General features: G+C 63.4%; 17 protein-coding genes. 8 read left to right on the top strand and 9 right to left on the bottom strand.

Going from position 1 to position 19723, the window contains the following annotated elements; all coding sequences use genetic code 11:
* Positions 1-98: 98 nt before the first annotated feature.
* Positions 99-884: an IclR family transcriptional regulator gene (locus G9X67_RS26295; RefSeq protein ID WP_171600042.1), complete on the bottom strand. Its 786-nt coding sequence runs from the start codon at positions 882-884 to the stop codon at positions 99-101.
* Positions 885-1102: 218 nt separating this feature from the next.
* Here G9X67_RS26295 and G9X67_RS26290 point away from each other — a divergent pair, with 218 nt between their 5' ends.
* From G9X67_RS26290 to G9X67_RS26255, 8 genes are read left to right on the top strand one after another with little or no spacing between them, the layout of a single operon-like run.
* Entirely contained in the window at positions 1103-2176 is a 1074-nt protein-coding gene (locus G9X67_RS26290; RefSeq protein WP_171600041.1) for an ABC transporter substrate-binding protein, read from the top strand.
* 23 nt (positions 2177-2199) lie between these two features.
* Positions 2200-3714 (top strand): sugar ABC transporter ATP-binding protein, encoded by a 1515-nt coding sequence (locus tag G9X67_RS26285; protein ID WP_171600040.1) that lies wholly within the window; start codon positions 2200-2202, stop codon positions 3712-3714.
* Complete coding sequence (locus tag G9X67_RS26280) at positions 3711-4673, top strand: ABC transporter permease (RefSeq protein WP_171600039.1); 963 nt, start codon at positions 3711-3713, stop codon at positions 4671-4673. The genes G9X67_RS26285 and G9X67_RS26280 overlap by 4 nt, the downstream gene beginning before the upstream one ends.
* Positions 4670-5611, top strand: coding sequence for an ABC transporter permease (locus tag G9X67_RS26275; RefSeq protein ID WP_171600038.1), 942 nt, complete (start codon positions 4670-4672; stop codon positions 5609-5611). Before G9X67_RS26280 ends, G9X67_RS26275 begins: the two co-directional genes overlap by 4 nt.
* Entirely contained in the window at positions 5608-6564 is a 957-nt protein-coding gene (locus tag G9X67_RS26270; RefSeq protein WP_138390143.1) for an amidohydrolase family protein, read from the top strand. The genes G9X67_RS26275 and G9X67_RS26270 overlap by 4 nt, the downstream gene beginning before the upstream one ends.
* Positions 6557-7867 carry an alanine racemase gene (locus G9X67_RS26265; RefSeq protein WP_171600037.1) on the top strand — a complete coding sequence of 437 codons (1311 nt, stop codon included), beginning with the start codon at positions 6557-6559 and terminating at the stop codon, positions 7865-7867. The genes G9X67_RS26270 and G9X67_RS26265 overlap by 8 nt, the downstream gene beginning before the upstream one ends.
* Positions 7868-7904: 37 nt before the next feature.
* On the top strand, positions 7905-8249 hold the full coding sequence (locus G9X67_RS26260; RefSeq protein ID WP_028755790.1) for a RidA family protein: 345 nt from the start codon (positions 7905-7907) through the stop codon (positions 8247-8249).
* Positions 8250-8280: 31 nt separating this feature from the next.
* On the top strand, positions 8281-9294 hold the full coding sequence (locus G9X67_RS26255; RefSeq protein ID WP_171600036.1) for a succinylglutamate desuccinylase/aspartoacylase family protein: 1014 nt from the start codon (positions 8281-8283) through the stop codon (positions 9292-9294).
* A 15-nt stretch (positions 9295-9309) separates the two neighbouring features.
* On the opposite strand, the gene G9X67_RS26250 is transcribed toward G9X67_RS26255, so the two are convergent.
* The 8 genes from G9X67_RS26250 to G9X67_RS26215 form a co-directional block, all read right to left on the bottom strand.
* Positions 9310-10494 carry a hypothetical protein gene (locus G9X67_RS26250; protein ID WP_171600035.1) on the bottom strand — a complete coding sequence of 395 codons (1185 nt, stop codon included), beginning with the start codon at positions 10492-10494 and terminating at the stop codon, positions 9310-9312.
* A gap of 110 nt (positions 10495-10604) precedes the next feature.
* The gene (iolD, locus tag G9X67_RS26245; RefSeq protein WP_171600034.1) at positions 10605-12440 is read right to left on the bottom strand and encodes a 3D-(3,5/4)-trihydroxycyclohexane-1,2-dione acylhydrolase (decyclizing); all 1836 of its coding nucleotides are present in this window, start codon (positions 12438-12440) and stop codon (positions 10605-10607) included.
* Positions 12437-14350, bottom strand: a complete 1914-nt coding sequence (gene iolC / locus G9X67_RS26240) for a 5-dehydro-2-deoxygluconokinase (RefSeq protein WP_171600033.1) — start codon at positions 14348-14350, stop codon at positions 12437-12439. Before iolC ends, iolD begins: the two co-directional genes overlap by 4 nt.
* Before the next feature lie 121 nt (positions 14351-14471).
* A complete protein-coding gene (locus G9X67_RS26235) occupies positions 14472-15413 on the bottom strand; it encodes a sugar phosphate isomerase/epimerase (RefSeq protein ID WP_171600032.1) in 942 nt (313 codons plus the stop codon).
* Between the two features lie 187 nt (positions 15414-15600).
* The gene (locus tag G9X67_RS26230; RefSeq protein ID WP_171600031.1) at positions 15601-16773 is read right to left on the bottom strand and encodes a Gfo/Idh/MocA family oxidoreductase; all 1173 of its coding nucleotides are present in this window, start codon (positions 16771-16773) and stop codon (positions 15601-15603) included.
* Positions 16774-16892: 119 nt separating this feature from the next.
* The gene (locus G9X67_RS26225; RefSeq protein ID WP_047612241.1) at positions 16893-17798 is read right to left on the bottom strand and encodes a sugar phosphate isomerase/epimerase; all 906 of its coding nucleotides are present in this window, start codon (positions 17796-17798) and stop codon (positions 16893-16895) included.
* 92 nt (positions 17799-17890) lie between these two features.
* Complete coding sequence (locus G9X67_RS26220; protein ID WP_171600030.1) at positions 17891-18703, bottom strand: ATP-binding cassette domain-containing protein; 813 nt, start codon at positions 18701-18703, stop codon at positions 17891-17893.
* Between the two features lie 10 nt (positions 18704-18713).
* Entirely contained in the window at positions 18714-19712 is a 999-nt protein-coding gene (locus tag G9X67_RS26215; RefSeq protein ID WP_138390151.1) for an ABC transporter permease, read from the bottom strand.
* Positions 19713-19723: the final 11 nt, after the last annotated feature.

Here is a 19723-nt window from a genome sequence, read left to right as displayed (position 1 = left end):
GAGCGAGCAGGATCCGGCTTGACGAGCATGCAACGGAATGGCGGTTTGCGCACGAACGTCCGTGCCACCTGAGATCAATGCCTCCATGTGCTCAGGCATCAGCCTCGTTTTGGCCGGGTCGGAGCGTGGTCGAGGCCGGCGGCGGCCTTTTTCAGGCAGTCGAGGTAGCGGTCGCGGTTGGCGATGCCATCGTCGCGTGGCGTGACGAGGCAGAGCGTTGCGGCTGCATGGCCTTCCTCGCCCCGCACCGGTACGGCAAAACAGTGGGTGAAGCTGTCGACGATGCTGTTGAAGGTGAAGAGACCTTCACGCTCGGCCTGACGTACCTCGGCGATGAAGGTTTGCGGCTCGAGCCATTCGCCGTTCGGTAGGCGAAAATCCTGCGGCGGAATGAAGCTCAGGATGTCCTGATCTGACAGGTGTGCGACGAGCAGGCGGCCCGACGCCGTCCACGGGATCGGCACCGACTGCCCAACATCCGTCGAAATGCGGAAGGGGCGCGCGCCTTCGCGCATGCGGACGACGGTGTATCTGTTTCCATCCAGCATGCAGAACTGCGCCGTTTCCCGCGTCTCGTCGGCAAGCTGTTCCAGCGCCGCCTCGCATTCGCGGGTGAAGTCGAAATGGTTCTCATAGGCTGCGCCGAGGAAATACAGTTTGCGGCCGAGATAGACACGCCCCTCGCCGCCGGTGAATTCCAGGATGCCATTCTGCAGCAGCAGGTTGACGAGCTCGTAAACCGATGAGCGCGGCGCACCGATCTGCGCGGCGATTTCATTCGGCTTCAGGGCCTGCCGTTTCTGGCGCAGGAAATCGAGGATCTCGAAAGCGCGGTCGAGCCCTCGGGCGCGTTTGCCGGCTGCTTCGTCCTGAACTGCATCCATTGCTATCGATCCCTTTTTGTCCGGCCAAGCTTTTCAAGCCGTCTGCCGCATCTGTCAATCGATCCCGTCATTCGTCGCGAATGAAATTTTTGCACCCCTCTTGCGAGGCAAAAAAATCGGCATAAGATCACCTCGTCCGGTATATAGATCACATGTACGATATATTGGACATTGATGGCAAGCCGTCAACGCTGCCGCACACAAAAAAGGGGATCGACATGAAGAATCTTGAAAACGGCATTTCCGCTTCGCTGCGCCGCCGCCTTCTTGCGGGCGCTGCCGCAGCTGCGGCACTCCTCGTCTTTTCGGCCGGTACGGCCTCGGCCGCCGCCAATTGCATCAAGGGTGACAGGAAGGCGCCCTATACGATTGGCTGGGCGAACATCTATTCGGTGCCGACCTGGATGAAGCAGACCGAAGGCACCATCACGGCTGAAGTGGAGGAGCTGAAGAAGGCGGGCCTGGTGAAGGACCTGATGATCGCGGACGCGCAGGGCAACGCCCAGACGCAGATCCAGCATATCCAGTCGATGATCGACGCCAATGTCGACGCCATCGTCGTGATCGCCGGTTCCTCCAACGCGCTCGACCGCGTCATTTCAGATGCCTGCGACAAGGGCATCGCCGTCGTGAACTTCGACAGCCTTGTTAACACCGACAAGGTGACGGCGAAGATCAACACCGATTCCAACGAATGGGGCGCGACCGCTGCCAAGTGGATGGTCAGCCAGCTCGGCGGCAAGGGCAAGATCATCATCATGAACGGCCCGGCCGGCATTTCGGTGAGCGATGACCGCCGCAAGGGCGCCCAGCCGGTCCTCGACGCCAATCCCGGTCTCCAGGTGATCACCGAGACGAACACGGAATATAACGTCGCCCCGGCACAGGAAGCGATGACCAGCCTGCTCTTCGCCAACCCCGAAATCGACGGCGTGCTGTCGCTCGGCGGGGCACTATCGGCCGGCTCGGTGCTGGCCTTCGAGCGCCAGGACCGCGACCAGGTGCCGACGACAGGCGAAAACGCCAGGCAGTTCCTGGAACTCTGGAAGGAGAAGGGACTGAAGGGCTGGGCGACCATGCAGCCCAACTGGCTCGGCGCGCTTTCCGTTTACACCGCCGTGCAGGCGCTGGAAGGCAAGGACGTTCCGGCCTTCGTCAAAGTGCCGCTGCCTGTCATCGACGACAGCACGATCGGCAGCTATCTCGCCCGCGCCGACAAGTTCCCGGCTGACGGCTATATCTACTCGGACTACGACAAGGCGCTCTTCGACAAGCTGCTTGCCACCAAGTAATCCCCGCGTTGAGGAAAGCCGTCATGACGGAAGAAAGACCCCTGCTGGAAGCCCGGCAGGTGTTCAGGGGATTTTTCGGCAATCCCGTTTTGAAGGGCGTTGATATCGCCCTTCTGCCGGGCAGGGTTCACGCCCTGCTCGGCGAAAACGGCGCCGGCAAGTCCACGTTGATCAACCTCCTGTCCGGCGCTCTCCAGCCGGACGGCGGTTCCATCCTCGTCGACGGCAAGCCGGTCGAGCGCTTCAGCCCGGCGGCTGCGCGCGGTGCGGGTATCGCCGTCGTTCAGCAGGAGCTGAGCCTCACGGCCAGTCTGTCGATTGCCGAAAACATCGGGCTCGGCGCCTTTCCGCGCCGGTTCGGTCTCATCGATTACAAAGCGCTTCATCGCGGCGTGTCAGACGTCTGCGATATGGTGGGGCTCACCGAGCCGCTCGACATGCCGGTCGCCGACCTCGCGCTTGGCCGCTGTCAGATGGTGGAGATCGCCAAGGCGTTGTTCCGCAACCCGCGTGTGCTCATTCTAGACGAGCCGACCTCATCGCTCTCCGCGCACGAAGCCGGCATTCTTGCCCGCCTGATCGAGACGCTCAAGGACCGCGGCACGGCACTTCTCTATATTTCCCACCGCCTCAATGAGGTGCAGGCGCTCTGCTCGCACGTCACCGTGCTGAAGGACGGCCTGGTCACCGCCGACCAGTCGCTGTCCGGCATCGACGGCGAAGGGCTGGTGCGCCTGATGGTCGGCCGTGAGACCGGCGACCTGTTCCCGCCGCGCCTGGCCGCAGCACCCGGCGCGATGCGCATCAGCGTCGAAGGTTTTTCCGCCGGCATGGTGCGTGACGTCGGCTTCTCCGCCCGCGCCGGCGAGATCGTCGGCATTGGCGGGCTCGTGGGACAAGGGCAGGAAGACCTGCTGCTTGGCCTCTACGGCGCGATTCCAGCCTCGGCCGCTCGGGCGGAGGTATCCGGTAAACCCGCCCTGCCCGCTGATGTCGGCGAGGCGAATGTGGCGGGCATCGTCTATGTCCCGGCCGACCGCAAGCACGAGGGGCTGGTGCTGCCGCATTCCATTGCCTCCAATCTCATCCTGCCCTCGCTCGGACGGCTCGCCCGCAAGGGGCTGCGCGACCGGCCGGCGGAAAACGGCCTGGTCGCCGATCTCGCGCGCCGGCTGACGATCAAGGGCGACACGGCCCGCGCGGTGCAGGCGCTTTCCGGCGGCAACCAGCAGAAGGTGGCGCTCGCCAAATGGCTGCCGCTCGATCCCTCCGTTCTGCTCCTCAACGATCCGACCCGCGGTGTCGACATCGAGACCAAGCGGGAAATCTACCTCATGCTCCGCGCTTTCGCCGCCGAGGGGCGGCTCGTCATTCTGGCCAGTTCCGATACGCCGGAGCTGGTGCATCTCTGCGACCGCGTCGTGGTTCTGCGCGAGGGCCGCGTCGCCGCGGCGCTGTCACAGGATGAAGTCAGCGAAGGAGCGATCGTCGGCGCAGCAATGGGCATCACCACCACGACGCGGGGAGAGGCGGCATGAGCACAAGTTCGTCATCCCGGCTCTACGGCTCGATCCAGCTCCGCCGCAACCGCGGCCTTGCCGGGCTCTATCTGGTCGTCGCTGCCTTTCTCATCCTCTATGCGCTGCTCTTTCCCGGCATCCTTTCGATCGGCGGCTTCTCCAAGTTCACGCAGAACTGGTTCCCGCTGGCGCTCGTCACCATGGCACAGGCTTTGCTCATGCTGAACGGCGGCATCACGCTGGCGATCGGCCCGCTCGTCAGCCTTGGAGCCGTGATTGCCGCGACGACGATGGAAGGGGCGCTCGGCGTGCCGGGCGGCATTCTTGCGGTCTCTCTCGCCGGTCTTTCGATCGGCGCCGCCATCGGCGTCATCGTCACCTATCTGAGGCTGCCTGCAATCATTGTCACGCTTGCCGGCTCCTTTATCATCGGCGGGGTCGCGCTCATCCTGCTGCCGCGGCCGGGCGGGTTCATTCCCGATTGGCTGTCGACGACGCTGGCCGGCCACACGCCCGTCGCCTTCCTGCTGCTCGTCGTGATCCTCGTACTCTGGAAGGCCTTTCTTGCAACGCCGCTCGGCCTTGGCATCTACGCGGCCGGCGACAATCCGGTCGGTGCGTTCCGCTCGGGCGTCCCGGTCGAACGGGTGAAGGTTGTCGCCTTCGCGCTGTCGGGTCTTCTCGCCGCCCTGACCGGTCTCTTCGTCGCCGCGCAGACCGGCTCGGGTGATCCTGTTATCGGCACGCCCTTCACGCTGAACTCGATCGCCGCCGCCGTGCTCGGCGGCGTGGGTTTCCTCGGCGGTAAGGGCACCATGCGCGGCGCGATCTGCGGCAGCCTGCTGCTCTCGGTGATGATCAACGTCATGTTCTTCCTGGGCTTCCCGCCGGTCGCGCAATATGTCGCTCAAGGGTTGATCATCGTCGGCGCAGTCGCCGTGCCGGAACTTCTTGGGCAATGGAGGGCAAGACGATGAACATCATCAGATCCGCGGTCCGCAATCCGCCGCTGCTGACCTTCCTTCTGGTCGCGCTCGTTTGGATCGTCGCCAGCGGCTCGCTGCGCGGTTTCGGCGCCTATGGCCACCTGCGCTATCTCCTCGAACTCGCTGCTGTGATTGGTATTGCCGCTGCCGGGCAGACGCTCGTCATCCTGATGGGCGGCATCGATCTTTCCGTCGGCGCGGTCATCACCGTCACGGCGATCCTGCTGCCGCTGATCTCGCCCGCCTGGGATCCGACTGGTCTCGCCGGCATCGCGGCGGCCCTTGCCATCGCCACCGGCATCGGCCTGATGAACGGCGCCGGTGCTGCCTATCTTCGCGTGCCGCCGATCATCATGACGCTTGCCATGGCGACCTTCCTGCAGGGCCTGCTCGTCATCGTCGCCGGCGGCAGCGCGGTTACCGTCAGCAACCCGGCGGTCATTCTGCTCGGGCAGGCGCGGCCGCTCGGCATTCCCTCGGGCATCATTCTGTGGCTCGTCGTCTCGATCGTCGTCCTGCTGCTCGTCCACCGCATGCCGATCGGCGCGCGTTTCCTGGCGCTTGGGGCAAACCCGCTGGCGGCCCGGCTTTCCGGCGTCAGCGTCACGCGCAACACGCTGATCGTCCACACTCTGTCGGGCTTTTTCGCAGGGCTTGCGGGCATTCTCGTGCTCGGCATGAACCGGCAAGGTTATGTCGGCATCGGCGACCCCTATCTGCTGACCTCGATCGCCGCCGTCGTGCTCGGCGGCACCTCCATCCTCGGCGGCCGCGGCACCTATGCCGGGACCATTCCGGGGGCAATCCTGCTCGTCACGACGACGGCGCTGATTACTGTCGTCAATGCCTCGCCCGGCTGGCGGTCGATCATGTTCGGCACGCTGATCCTTGCTCTTTTGCTGGTTTCCGGCCGCGAGGCGCGCAGATGACGGAGCGCTACGACGGGCCGGTGATCGACCCGCATCACCACCTCTGGGACCTCAGCCTGCAACGCCATCCCTGGCTGCAGAAGGCCCGAGCTTCCGGCGAAGAGATGGTTTTCGGAAGCCTCGCACCGATCCTGCGCGACTATGGCATCGACGATTATCGTGCCGATGCTGCCCGCCAGAACGTGATTGCAACCGTGCATGTGGAAGCTGGCTGGTCCGTTGCCTACCCGCTGGAAGAGAGCCGCTGGCTGGATGGCCTCGACCGCAGCTCCGGTGTGGCGCATCGTTATATCGCGCGCGTGCCCCTCGACGGGCCGGACGCCATGCGCCTGCTCGAGGCGGAGGCGGCGAACCCGAATGTCGTCGGCATCCGTGATATTTTGAGCTGGCATCCGGACGCGGCGAAGAGTTTTGCGCCGCGCCCGAACCGTATGGGCGATCCCGCCTGGCGGGCGGGGCTTGCCCATGCCACGCGGCTCGGACTGGTCTTCGACCTGATGCTCTATCCCTGGCAGATGAGTGAGGCGCTCGAACTGGTGCGCGCTTTTCCGCAAACGCTTTTTGTGCTCAACCATGGCGGCAGCCCGGCCGACCGGACGGCGGACGGCATGGCGCTCTGGCGCCGCGGCCTGCGGGCGCTCGGCAGCGAGCCGAATTTGCGCCTGAAGATTTCCGACCTCGTCGCCTACGACAATGCGTGGACGCTCGAAAGCTTGCAGCCGGTGATCGAGCATTGCCTCGATTGTTTTGGTCCGGCGCGCGCCATGTTCGCGAGCGACTTTCCGGTTGCGGGCCTGCGTGCCTCTTTTGACGAGGTCTACCAGGTTTTCCGCACGGTCGCCTCAAAGCTCTCTTACGACGAGCAGCGTGCTTTGTTCTTTGCCACCGCCAATGACACCTATCGCCTCGGCATCGCCGATCCGGCCGAGATCAGGAGTGGCTGCCATGTCTGACCTTCATACCACGACGGAAAACATGCTGATCGACGAGCGGGTGCGCGGCTTTCCGCCGGGCAATCCGCCGCTGCCGCTTGATGCCATCGGCAAGCAGGGATGGAAACCCTATGACGGCAGGATGGCCCTGCCGCTGATCTCTCTCGACCGGCAGGCTTTCACCGGCAATATCGAACTGATGATGGCCTATGTGAAGAGCCACGGCGCCGATATCGCGCCGCACGCCAAGACACCGATGTCGACGGCGCTGGCGGAGGCACTTCTGGCGGCAGGCGCCTGGGGCACGACGGTCGCCGACATCCGCCAGGCCGCTGTCCTGCTCAAGGCGGGACAACGCCGGCTGATCCTCGCCAACGAGATCGGCGGGGTGGCCGCTGCCCGCCGGCTTGCGGCCCTGCTTGCCCATTATCCCGGTGCGGAACTCGATATCTTCGTGGATTCGACGGCGCTGGTCGAGGCTCTTCGTTCCGCATGGCATGAGCGTGCCGATCTACCGCCCCTCGGCCTGCTGGTGGAGTTCGGCGCCGGCCGCGCCGGTGCCCGCGGCGTCGACGCCGCCGAGGCAATTCTGGAGGCGATCCTTGCCGTGGAGACGCCGGCCTTCCGGCTGACCGGCATCGCCGCCTATGAGGGTGCGGCCGCAACCGCCGATGCGGAAGAGACGATGCGTCGCATCGACGCGCTGATGGCGGTGACATCCGATTTCCTGCCGAAGGTGCGCGCCCGCATCGGCGACGAGCGGCCGCTCCTGGTCACGGCCGGCGGCTCGGTGTTTTTCGACCTTGTGATTGCCAGGCTTTCAGCCGCCGTTGCGGCCGATCCCGCCTGCCGGCTGGTGCTGCGCAGCGGCGCGATCTTCTTCCACGATCACGGCATCTACGAGCGCGGCCTTGCCGGCCTCGATGCGCGCGGCGGCTTCCGCATCGGCGGCGAGATGGTTTCGGCGGCCGCAGGTTTCCGTCCGGCGCTGCGGGTCTGGGCTGAGGTCCTCTCCCGGCCGGAGCCGCGGCTGGCGATCTGCGGCATGGGCATGCGCGACGTGGCGATGGACCAAGGCCTGCCGCGGCCGCTGGCGCTCTATCGCAATGGGGTGTATCTCGCCGATCTCATGGGCGCCGACGTCTTTCGCCTCAACGATCAGCACGCGTTCGTGGCCCTTGCCGATGGCAGCGACGTCATGGTGGGCGACGTTATCGAGTACGGCATCTCGCATCCCTGCACCTGCCTCGACCGGCATGCCATCCTTTACGGCCTCGATCCGGACCATTCGGTGACAACAGCCTATCTGACCAGCTTCGGCTGACCTCTCCCTCCAAAAGCAAGAAAAGGAAAACCCGCTTATGATCCAGCGTTATCAGAAAGGTTCGCGTATGAGCCAAGCCGTCAGCTACGGCGGCCTCGTCTATATTGCCGGCCAGGTCGCGGAAAATCGCAAGGCGGGCATCGAGGATCAGACCCGCGACGTGCTCGGCAAGATCGACGCCCTTTTAAAAGAAGCCGGTATCGATCGCTCGCGCCTCATCGCCGTCAATGTCTTCCTGCCGGCGATCGTTGATTTCGAGGCGATGAACAGCGTCTATGACAGCTGGATCGACATCGAAAACCCGCCGGCCCGCGCCTGCACCGAAGCTCGTCTTGCCGATCCCGATCTGCGTGTCGAAATGACCGCGATCGCCGCCCTTTGACGGCATTGCAACTGCCCGCACTGGAGACATCATGCATAGCGGTCTCGTCAATCCGATCGACTTTTCGCGCGAGGGCCGGCAGGCCGGCCACCTCGCCATTCCCTATTCGATAGACCGGTCGCCCTATTATCAGATCCGCATTCCGATCCTTCGCCTGAAAAATGGCGAGGGGCCGTCTTTGCTGCTGATGGCCGGCAACCATGGCGACGAGTATGAGGGCGAACTCCAGCTCGGCCGGCTGATGCGGCTGCTTGATGTCGCCGAAATCCGCGGAGCCGTCACCATCCTGCCGATGGCGAACCTGCCGGCGGCGATGGCGGCCAAGCGCTGCTCGCCCTTCGACGGCGGCAACCTCAATCGCGCGTTTCCCGGCGATCCCAACGGGTCGCCGACGGCGCGCCTCGCGCACTTCCTCGAACACGAGCTCTTTCCTCGCCATGACGTCGTGCTCGACCTGCATTCGGGCGGCACCTCCATGGCCCACCTGCCCTGCACGCTGATTGAGCGGCAGGCCGATACCGCCCGCTTCGAACGGTCCGTTTCGCTGATGCGCGCCATGGGGGCGGCGCATGCCTTCATCGCCGACAACGGGCCAACGGCGCCGACATCGATGGGGGCTGCGGCAAGGGCCGGGACCGTCGGTCTTTCCGGCGAGTTCGGCGGCGGCGGCACCGTGACGCCTGAGACAATGGCCTTCACGGCGGCGGCGATCGACCGGCTGCTCGTCGCACTCGGCATCGTTGAGCGTCCGGTCCTGTCGCGTGTGCCGCTCACCGAGCCCGGGCCGTTGCAGCTGCTGTCACTATCCCGGCACAGCCAGGGCATCTATGCGAACCGCAGAGGCTGGTTCGAGCCGGCCGTGGCCCTCGGCGCCACCGTTTCCGCCGGCGAGCTTGCCGGATGGTATCATGATCTGGAACGCCTGGAGCAGCCGGAGGAAGAGCTGCGCTTTGCCGAGAGCGGTATTGTCATTTCCCACAGGCTGCACTGCGACAGCCAGGCCGGCGACTGCCTGATCCAGGTCGCCGAACCCATCGCATCCTGAGGGACGCTGATCTGTTCAAGTGATTGCGTCGACTGCTGCCTTGACCCAGTCGAGGCGCTTTGCCGGTATGAGGCCATAATTGTAGAAGTTCACACCGTCAGCGCCGGCATCGACGGCGGCCTTGGCGCGTGCGGCCAGGATCGCCGGCCCGCTGACCTCGGGATAGAAGACGCGCAGGCCCACCCCGAGGAACTTGCCCGGTCCGATTGCCGCCCGGCCCGTCCGGATGACATCGCCGACGGCATCCGGCTCCATGTCGTAGCAGCAGAGGATCGCCCCGTCGCAGAGCTTGCCGGCGGCGGCAAGATCGACGCCGCCGAGCCAGCCGTCCTTCAGGTCGATGAGCACGATGCGGGTTGCCGGATCGGCTGCCGCCTTGATCTCACCGATCAGGCTGGTCACCGGTTCGCTGCGCCAGGTGAGATAGGCATGCAGATCAGGCTGGTCGCGAAAGGCATCGATACCGGCTGCCGGGAAATCCGGGAATTGCCGTTCCGGGACAGCTCGTTCACAAAGTTCGGCGATGAAGCGCGCGACCGACCGGCGCGCACCTTCGACCGGCACACCGGCCTTCTCGGCGCGCGCCGTGCAATGGTCGCAGAAGCAGAGCGACAGCAGGAAATCGTCTTCGGCGTTCAGGCCGACGCCGTCTTTTTCGTGATGATATTCATGCGCGAATCCCATGAAGTTCGGGCTCTCGAGTTCCACCATGTCGGGCCGGTAGTTCGTCGTGATGTCGCGCACAAGGGTGACGGCATAATCCCGCGCCGCCGGGCTGGAAGGGCAAAGATTGTAATAATTGGCATTGCCGAAGGCATTCCGCGTCACGTGATCGGGATGCAGCATGCCGAGACGGCTATTGTGAAGGCAGACCGTCCAGCAGGAGACCTTGAGACCCGTCGCCTCGCGCTCCTTGACGAGCGCTTCCAGCATGTCACCGCGCTCAGTGACATTCCCAGCCATCAGCGGCCGGATCAGCTTGTCCTGCCACAGGCTCTCGTCCGGCTGGAAGTAGACCGTCCCGTCTTCAGGGAAATAGGCCTTCTGCTGCGGGCTCCGCGGTTGCAGGAACCGGCCGGCATGATAGGAGGTCGCCAGGCTGACCGTCGTCAGGCCCGCCCGGCCGGTAAGCTCGGCGGCAAACGCGCCGAGCCCTTGATCCTGGATATCCCAAGGGTAAGTCCACATGGAAAGATGCATGGCGTGCTCCCGTCAATTCTGTCCATTTTATAGAACACGTGTCCATAATAGTGTCCAGACTGATCTTTGAGCGCGGGCGTCCGCAGACGCCCGCGGGGAGCACCTGTCCTTCAGTCAAACGCACGTTGATTGTGAGCATTCTCGTTGTAACGCGCGCGAGCCTGCCCGAGCCGCTCCGGCCCGCCGACCTGCGGAACGGCAACGTCCCACCAATGGCCGCCTGCGTCGGTTCCGGGAACCGCATCGGTGTCGATCACCAGAATGCTCGGAATGTTCCGTTCCCGCGCGGCGACAATGCGTGCCTCAAGCTCGGCGATGGACCCTATCTTCTCGGCATGGGCGCCCATCGAGGCGGCATGCGCGACAAAGTCGATCTCGGGCTGCACGGCGACATTGCAGTCCTTGTACATGTTGTTGAACTCGGCGCCGCCGCACTCGATCTGGAGGCGGTTGATGCAGCCGTAACCGCGGTTGTCGGTCAACACGACGGTGAACGGCACCCGCCGCATGACGGCGGTTGCGAGTTCCGAATTGGCCATCATGTAGGAGCCGTCGCCGACGAAGCAGATGACCTCCTTGTCGGGGCGGGCGAGCTTGATGCCCATGGCGCCCGCCACTTCGTACCCCATGCAGGAGAAACCATATTCCATGTGGTATCCGCCCTTGGCCGATTGCCACAGCACCTGCAATGCGCCCGGCATGGTGCCGGCCGCGCACATGACCACGGATTTTTCCGTCGCCACCCGCTGCACGGCGCCGATGACCTGCGCATCGGTGGGCAGGTTTCCAGGCCCGTCCGCTTCCGGCGCCGCCGTCACGCGCTCGACCGTTTGGTGCCAGTCGGTCCTGCTCCCGGCGTCGATGCCAGGCCCACGATACGCCTCGAGCGCGGCGGACAGGCGCGCCAGCGTGACCCTGGCATCGCCGACGCAGGGCAATGCCGAATGCTTGGTTGCATCATATCCGGCAAGGTTGATCGAAGCGAGCCGGCGCGAGGGATTGCGGAAGAGAGCCCAGCTGCCTGTGGTGAAATCCTGGAAGCGCGTGCCGATGCCGAGCACGAGGTCCGCCTCCGCGCAAAGCGCATTGGCCGACGCCGATCCGGTCACACCCGGCGACCCGAAATTCAGCGGGTGCTCCCAGCTGTTGGCGCCCTTCCCGGCTTGCGTTTCGACAAACGGGATATGGTGCTTCTCCGCGAATGCGGCGAGTTCGGCCTCGGCCTGCGAATAGATGACGCCGCCACCGGAAATGATGACTGGCTTGCGCGCAGCCCGGAGCGCATCGGCAAGATCTGCGACCTCGCGCGGATCCGGTTCGGGACGGCGGATGCGCCACGCCTTCGGTTCGAAAAAGGCTTCCGGGTAGTCGTAGTGCTCTGCTTGCACATCCTGGCAGAAGGCGAGCGTAACGGGGCCGCAGCTGCCGGGATCGGTCATGACGGCCAGGGCGCGGGGCAGGCAAGTCAGGAGATGCTCGGGACGGGCGATCCGGTCGAAATAGGCCGAGACCGGCCGGAAGCAGTCATTGGCGCTGACCGTTCCGTCATTCATATCCTCGATCTGCTGCAACACCGGCTCGGGGCGGCGATTGGCGAACACGTCGCCGGGTATGAAAAGAACCGGCAATCTGTTGACATGGGCAAGTGCGCAGGCCGTGATCATATTGGTGGCGCCCGGGCCGATCGACGATGTCACGGCCTGGGCGCGCCGGCGCTTCAGTGTCTTCGCATAGGCGATCGCCGCATGCGCCATGGTCTGTTCGTTCTGGCCCCGCCATGTGGGAAGGACGTCGCCGATCCCATGCAGCGCCTCTCCGATGCCGGCGACGTTGCCGTGACCGAAGATCGCCCAGACGCCTTCGATGAAGCGCTCGCCATCCTCGGTCATCTGGACCGAGAGCCATTTCATCATGGCCTGCGCGGCTGTCTGTCGTATCGTTGTCATTCTGCTGCCTCCTGCACGCGCGCCCGCGCGCCGTCCCAGACCGTGCAAAGCCGGGAATATCGTTTCGCCATTTCCTCGACGGCCTCTTCGTCATTGATCGAGCCCTCGAACCAGCCGCGGGCGACCGAGCCGAAGATTGTACGGCCGACGGCAAATCCCCTGACGAGCGGGAAGCGCGCGGCAACTTCGAAGCTCGCCTTCAGCACGTCCTCCGGCGCATCCAGGCCGAGGACGACGATCCCTCTTGTATGACGATCGTTTTCCTCGATGGCGGCACAGACCTGCGCCCAAGCTTCGGGCTCGTCCATCGGTTCCAGCTTCCACCAGTCGGGATAAATGCCTTCGGCATAGAAGCGGCGGATCAGTGTCGCGGTTGTGTCCATGGTGATGCTTGCGACCTTGGAAGGGATGACCTCGAGCAGGAATTCCAGTCTGTTGCGCCGCGACGCCACGTAAAGTCGCCGCACTTCCGCCAGTTGCCGGCCCCAGGTCGCGTCGTCGTCGTCCGGGTGGCAGAAGCAGAGCACCTTGACGACGTTCTCGCGCGCCCATTCCGAAAGCCCCCCGCAATCGGGACCAAGCGACGGCTCCAGGGTCAGAGGCCGAGACCCCGGCCATTCGCAAGGTCTGCCGATCCAAAGGCCGGTCCCGGAGGCAGCGTGGAGCGCGCGCCGGCCGATCCGGTCGTCGCAGAGGATTCCGTAGCCGGAACGCCCGTTCTGCACCTTGAGTGCCGCTTCAAGGCAAAGCTCCTTGAAGGCGCCGCCCTTCGACGGCGTGTAGCCCGCCATGCTTTCGAGCTGCATCCGGTGATCGAAGGCGAAGACTCGCATCTCAGACCAGTCGCCATGCCGGTTGGTCGACCAATGTATCTGCTCCAGCTCGGGATCATTGCGCAGATCGGGGCGCGTCATGCCGCGCTCGAGGAAGAAATTCAGTTCCTGCAGCGACGGATATGCCGGCGTGCAGCCGTGACGGGAGACTGCAAAAGCGCCACAGGCATTGGCGTATCTGAGCGCGGTCGGCCAATCCTCGCCGTCAAGCCAGCCCTTCAGCAGCCCGGCGAAAAAGCCGTCTCCGGCGCCGAGAACGTTGAAGACTTCGACCGGGAAACCTTCGCCCGAAATGCCCTCGTCCAGATTATCCGGTATCGCATCTTCGAATGCGACCGCCCCCTTGGCGCCGCGCTTGCAGACGAGCGTCGCCGCAGTCACGGCGCGCACGGCCCGCAGGGCCGCCACGGTATCTGTCGTCCCGCCGGCGATGTGAAATTCTTCCTCGGTCCCGACGATCAGATCGAACAGATGAAACGTCGTCTGGAGCTTTTCGGTCACCTGCCCGCTTGCCACATAGCGGCTTTCCCCCTCGCCATGGCCGGCCACCCCCCAAAGGTTTGGACGATAGTCGATGTCGAGAGCCGTCTTGGCCCCATGCTTGCGGGCAAAGCCGAGTGCCTTCAGCACGGCGGCTTCCGTGCGCGGATGCGACAGATGCGTTCCCGTCACCAGCACCGAGCGGGCGCTGGCAACGAAGGCCTCGTCGATATCCGCCTCGCAAAGCGCCATGTCGGCGCAGTTTTCCCGGTAGAATATCAACGGGAAACGTTCCTCGTCCCGGATCCCGAGAATGACGAGTGCCGTCAGCCGCTCGGGATCCGTCACGACGCCCCTGCCATCGACGCCATGCCGGGCAAGCTCCTCGCGAATGAATCGGCCCATATGCTCATCGCCCACTCGGGAGATCAGTGCCGACTTGAGGCCCAGTCGCGCCGCGCCGCAGGCAATATTGGTCGGACTGCCGCCGATATATTTTTCGAAGGATCCCATATCCTCCAGCCGTCCTCCGACCTGTGCCCCATAGAGGTCGACGCCGGCTCGCCCGATCGTGATCACGTCCAATGTCTTGGTCATGTCGGTTTCCTCGCAATAGTATTGAATTCGGTCATGGTGATCGGGTTGGGCATCATCGGCTTCTTCACAAGAAAGCACGAATGCAAGGGAGCGCGGGCAAACCACCGCCCGCGCCCGTCCATCAGCGGCTGATTGTTGCCTGCAGCGCATCGATGGAGGATTGGATGCCCGCCTCGGTCGACATGGTGAAGTCTTCCATCTCGAGGCTGACCCAATCGTTGTAGCCGACCATGCGCACCACGGAGAAGAACTCCTTCCACCATTGCAGGTCATGGCCGGCGCCGACGGCGACATAGTTCCAGCTGCGGTTGGCGACGTCGGTTACGTCCTTGAGCTCGAGCAGGCCGTTGACGTCGGCGAGGCCCCGCTCGATGCGGGTATCCTTGCCATGGCAATGGTGGATGGCATCGCCCAGAGCACGAGCGGAGGCAATCGGGTCGGCGCCCATCCACATCAGATGCGACGGATCGAGGTTCATGCCGACCTTCGCACCGACTTCGTTGCGCAGGCGGAAGAGGGTCTCGGGGTTCCATACGAGCATGGCCGAGAAGTTTTCCAGCGCATATTTTTCGACGCCGACTTCATCGGCGAGCTTGACCAGGCCGTGCCAGAGCGGGAAGGCCCGATCTTCCCACTGATATCGGTCGCGCTCAGGCATCTCATTCGGCCAGCTCTTGGTGTAGACCAGCCAGTTCGGCACTGTGTCACCGGGGGCGGCTTCCGGCAGGCCGGACATGGTGACGATCGTCTTCACGCCGATTTCGCCGGCGAGCCGGATGGTGTCTTCCATTTCCTTGCGGTGGCGCTTGCCCATGTCACCCGGATCGAGCGGGTTTGCCGAGCAATTCAGCGCGGCGATTTCCAGGCCGCGGGCTTCGATTTCCTTCAGCTTGGTCTTGAGCAGGCCCCTGTCGGCCAGCAGCTCGTCGGCACGGAAGTGCGGCCCGCGCGACCAGCCACCGCCGGTCATCTCGATACCCTCGACACCAAGTTTGACGCATTTGTCGAGCATGTCCGTGAAGGAGAGGTCGCCCATCACGTCGGTGCAGATCGATAGTTTCATGTCATTGTCTTTCTAAAAAAGGGTGTCGGGGACGCGCCTGGGAGGAGGATGGAGGAGATCCGACGCGCCCCTAGAACAGGATGATTTTAGGCATCGTCTAAAATATGAATCCTGTTCTAAATTAAAGGGTTAGAGCATGATGTCGCCCGAAAACCGCTCACACTTTTCGGCATCATGCTCTAGTCGATCACTTGAACTCGACCCAAGCCGAACCTGCGTCTGCCGAGCGGACGCAGTTTTCCAGCCAGCGCACGCCTTCGGTGCCGGCTTCGATGCCGGGATAATGGTGGCCCTTGAGGAAGGCCTCGTCGCCGCGGCGTTTTGCGTCGATCGCCTGGGCGATCCAGAGGTAGATGTTCGCCCAGCTGTCGCCGAGGCCTTCGGTGTGCAGCGCGCCCATGCGGTCGGCCGCGAGGCTTTCCTCTTCGAGGTAGGGCATGCCGTGGTGCAGGGTGCGGTTCGGCTCGCCCTGCACTTCGTAAATCAGCTGGTCGGGATGGGCATCGGACCATTCGATCGAGGCCTTGGAACCGACGAAACGGTAGCGCTGCGAACCCATATTGCCGGCATTGACCGACGACACCCAGAGACGGCCGCGGGCGCCGTTGTCGTAATGCATGAGAACGGTCGCATGGTCTTCGAGCGGCGCGCGGGTCGGAATGAAGGCCTTGCGGTCGCAGAGCAGCTTTTCGATCTTGAGATGCGGCAGCACGACTTCGGAGAGATAGTAGAGGTGCGTGCCGATATCGCCGAGAACGAAGGTCGGGCCGGCGGTCTTGGGATTGGTGCGCCATTTCACCGCTTCGCCGGCGCCGACATCGTCGCCCGCGTTGAAGCCGTGGCTATATTGCATGTCGACGATTCTTATATCGCCGAGCATGCCCTTCTTGACCATCGCCGCCATCTGATGAACCAGCGGATGGCCGGTGAAGCCGTAGGTGACGCCGACGATCAGGCCCTTCTCTTCGGCGAGCCTCGCGACCTCGTCGCATTCGGCGACGGTGAAGAACAGCGGCTTTTCGCAGATCACGTGAAGACCGGCTTCCAGGCATGCCTTGGTGATATCGTAGTGGGTGAAGTTCGGCGTGGCGATCGAGACGACCTCGACTCCGTCCTCACGCCCGGCCTCCTTGGCGATCAGCTCTTTATAATCGCCATAGCATCTGTCCGCAGCGACGCCGATCTTCGCGCCGAAGTCGCGTCCGCGCTCGGCGTCGAGATCGAAGGCTCCGCAGATGAGCCGGTAGGTGCCGTCCCGCTGGGCGCCGGTTCTATGCTTGTAGCCCACCTGCCCGGTACGGCCGCCGCCGACCATGCCCCAGCGCAGGGGGCGCTCGATGGATCTTTCTCCGTTGATCATCTTCTGTCCTTCCAAGAATGATGTCTGTGATGTTTAAGCGTTCCGGGCAGAACCCCCGGTCGCGGTCGCTCGCGTCAATCTCCTGGCTGCATCGCGAACCGCTGGAGGGGCATCGCGCGTTATTTCGCGGTCCAGTATTTGTCGACAAAGCGCTGCATTTCGGCGCGCATGAACTTGCCGGAGTGGTCGGCCTTGTCCTCCCAGGCGAAGACGCATGCGGTCATGATGCCGTCGAACCCGATCTCCGCCAGCGTGCTGAAGAAATCTTCCCAAGGCACCTCGCCCTGGCCGATGTTCAGGTGCTGATGCACCCTCGCCTGCGTGCCCGGAGGGTTGAGGATGTAGCGGAGCCCCGAGGAGGCCTTGTGATTGAAGGTGTCGCCGACATGGACATGGGCGAGCACGTCCTTTGCTTCCCGGAGCATCGCCTTGGTGTCATCACCGAAGTAGAAGGTATGCGGCGCGCAATAGAGGAACTTGACGTTCTTCGAGTTGACCGTCCTGATGATATCGAGCGCCGGCTGCAGGGTTTCGCACCAATCCTCGGGATGCGGTTCGACGTGCAGATTTATGCCTTCCTTTTCAAAGATCGGCACCAACTCTTCCATCGAGCGCCACCAGGCGTCTTCGCAGGCCTCGATCATGGAACCGGTATGGCAGCAGTAGCACGAACCCTTGTCCGGGTGGGGGCCGCGGCCGAATTCCGAGTTCATCGTGTCGACGCCGAGTTCGACACTGATCTCGATGGCGCGCTTCCAGTGTTTGACGGCAGCTTGCCGCTCATTTTCATCGTTCGAGGCCCACCGATACATCGGCAGGATCGAGGCAATGCCGACATTGGCATCGGAAAGCGCCTTCTTGAATGCCTTGGCACGGGCCGGAAACACGCGCGGCGCCTTGAACCACTCGAGAAAATCGGCCCGCGGGCTGAGCTCTATCCACTCGTATCCGAGTTCGGCCACTTTCGAGGGCAGCTCTTCGAGTGAGAGGTGGCGATGCATAAAGGGGTCGATTGCAATCTTCATGGCTGTTACCCGTCCGATGATTGTGCTGGGCCATCCCGCCGGGGTAGGCGAGCTCTTTAGAGTTTCTGGAGTTCATCCGCGGCGGCGGCCGGTCAGACCGGTGGGGGATGTCCGCTATGCGCCGTCGAGTACGCTTCGATTTCGGCTTCGAGTTCGGCCATGGCCTCGCCTCCTGCCATCAGGTCGGTAATCTCTTCGCGCGTCTTTTCGCCTTTGCGGAAGTCGGCCGCCTTCGCACCCTTGATGAGCACCGCGAAGTGGTCTCCCACCGTCATGGCGTGAATGACGTTGTGAGTGATGAAAATGACGGCTAGGCCGCGACGGCGCGCTTCCAGGACGATACGCAACACATGCGCCGCCTCCTTGACGCCGAGAGCGGCGGTCGGCTCGTCGAGGATCAGCACCCGGGCGCCGAAGTGGACGGCTCGGGCGATTGCCAGGGATTGCCGCTCACCGCCCGACAGACCGCCGATCAGGCGATCGCCATCGTCGATGCGGGTAATGCCGAACTCGCGCACGGCCTTTACTGCGATTTCATTGGCCGCCTTGCGGTCGTAGATTTTGAACGGGCCGAAGCCCTTGGTCAGTTCCCGCCCGACGAAGAACGAACGGCCGATGCTCATCAGCGGAAAGGTGCCGCCGAACTGATGGACCGTTGCGATGCCGAGGTCTGCGGCTTCGCGCGGATTCTGGAAGATGATGGGTTGACCTTCGAACTTTACCGCGCCGCTCGTCGGCTTGTAGACACCGGCAAAGGTCTTGATCAGGGTGGACTTTCCCGCGCCGTTGTCTCCCAGCAGGCAAAGTACTTCACCGGGATGAACGCTCAATGTGATGTCGTAGAGCACATCGATCGGGCCGAAGGACTTGTTGACGTTTTCAAGTTCAAGAATTGGGCCAGCCATGTCTCAGCTCTCACTTCTTCTTCTTGGGTGAATAGGTCAGCGCCATCTGGCGGAACGTATTGTTCATCAGGACGGCCACGAGCAGCATCACGCCGATGATCAGGCTCGACCAATTGCGGTCGAAGGTCGTGAAATAGATGCCTTGGTTGACGACGGCGAAGGTGATCGTGCCGAAGAAGATCCCGATCACCGACCCGAACCCTCCGGTCAGCAGCACACCTCCGACGACGACCGAGATGATCGAGTTGAAGATGAATGTCATTCCGCCCGAAACCTGCGCGGAATTGAACAGGATGGCCTGGCACATGCCGACGAAGGACGCGCTCATTGCCGAGAGGACGAAGAGGACCATCGTCAGACGGGTCGTCGGAATGCCGGCGTTGCGGGCACTGACCTTGTCTCCGCCCATCGCGAAAATCCAGTTCCCGTAAGGCGAGAAGTGAATGAAGAAGATGAAGATCGCGGTGATGGCCACCCACCACAGAATGATCACCTGAAACGATCCGGCCAGGAACTGCCCGAAAAGGAACTTTGCCCAGGGGTCGGCCGTCAGCGCCACGCTCGTGGTGCCGGTTACGAGAACCGAGGTTCCAAGCATCAGGCCCTGTACAGCAAAGAGGGTGCCGAGCGTTACGATCAGCGAAGGCACGGCCGTGTGCACGACGAGGTAGCCGTTGACCAGCCCGACGATGAGGCCGAAGGCAAGCGCACCGAACATTCCGACCCATATGGGAAGATCGTAGTAGCCCGAGAGGACCGCAACCGTCATCGAGCCGGCGGGGATCATCGCTCCAATCGAAATGTCGAGATCGCCTGCGATCATCAAAAGTCCGATGGGAAGAGCGATAATGCCGAGATTGGCGGCGACGTTGAGCCAGCTTGCGGCGCCGGCGGGCTCCAGGAACTTGGTGCTGCCGAATACGACGAAGAACAGGAGGACGCCGACAAGTCCGAGGAATGCACCCGCCTCGGGACGGCGCAACAGGTTGCCGAATGAAAGATTGTTCATATGCCTATCCC

This window comes from Rhizobium sp. WYCCWR 11152, assembly GCF_013087615.1.
Classification (GTDB): domain Bacteria; phylum Pseudomonadota; class Alphaproteobacteria; order Rhizobiales; family Rhizobiaceae; genus Rhizobium; species Rhizobium indicum.
This window is presented reverse-complemented; position numbering and strand designations above follow the sequence as displayed.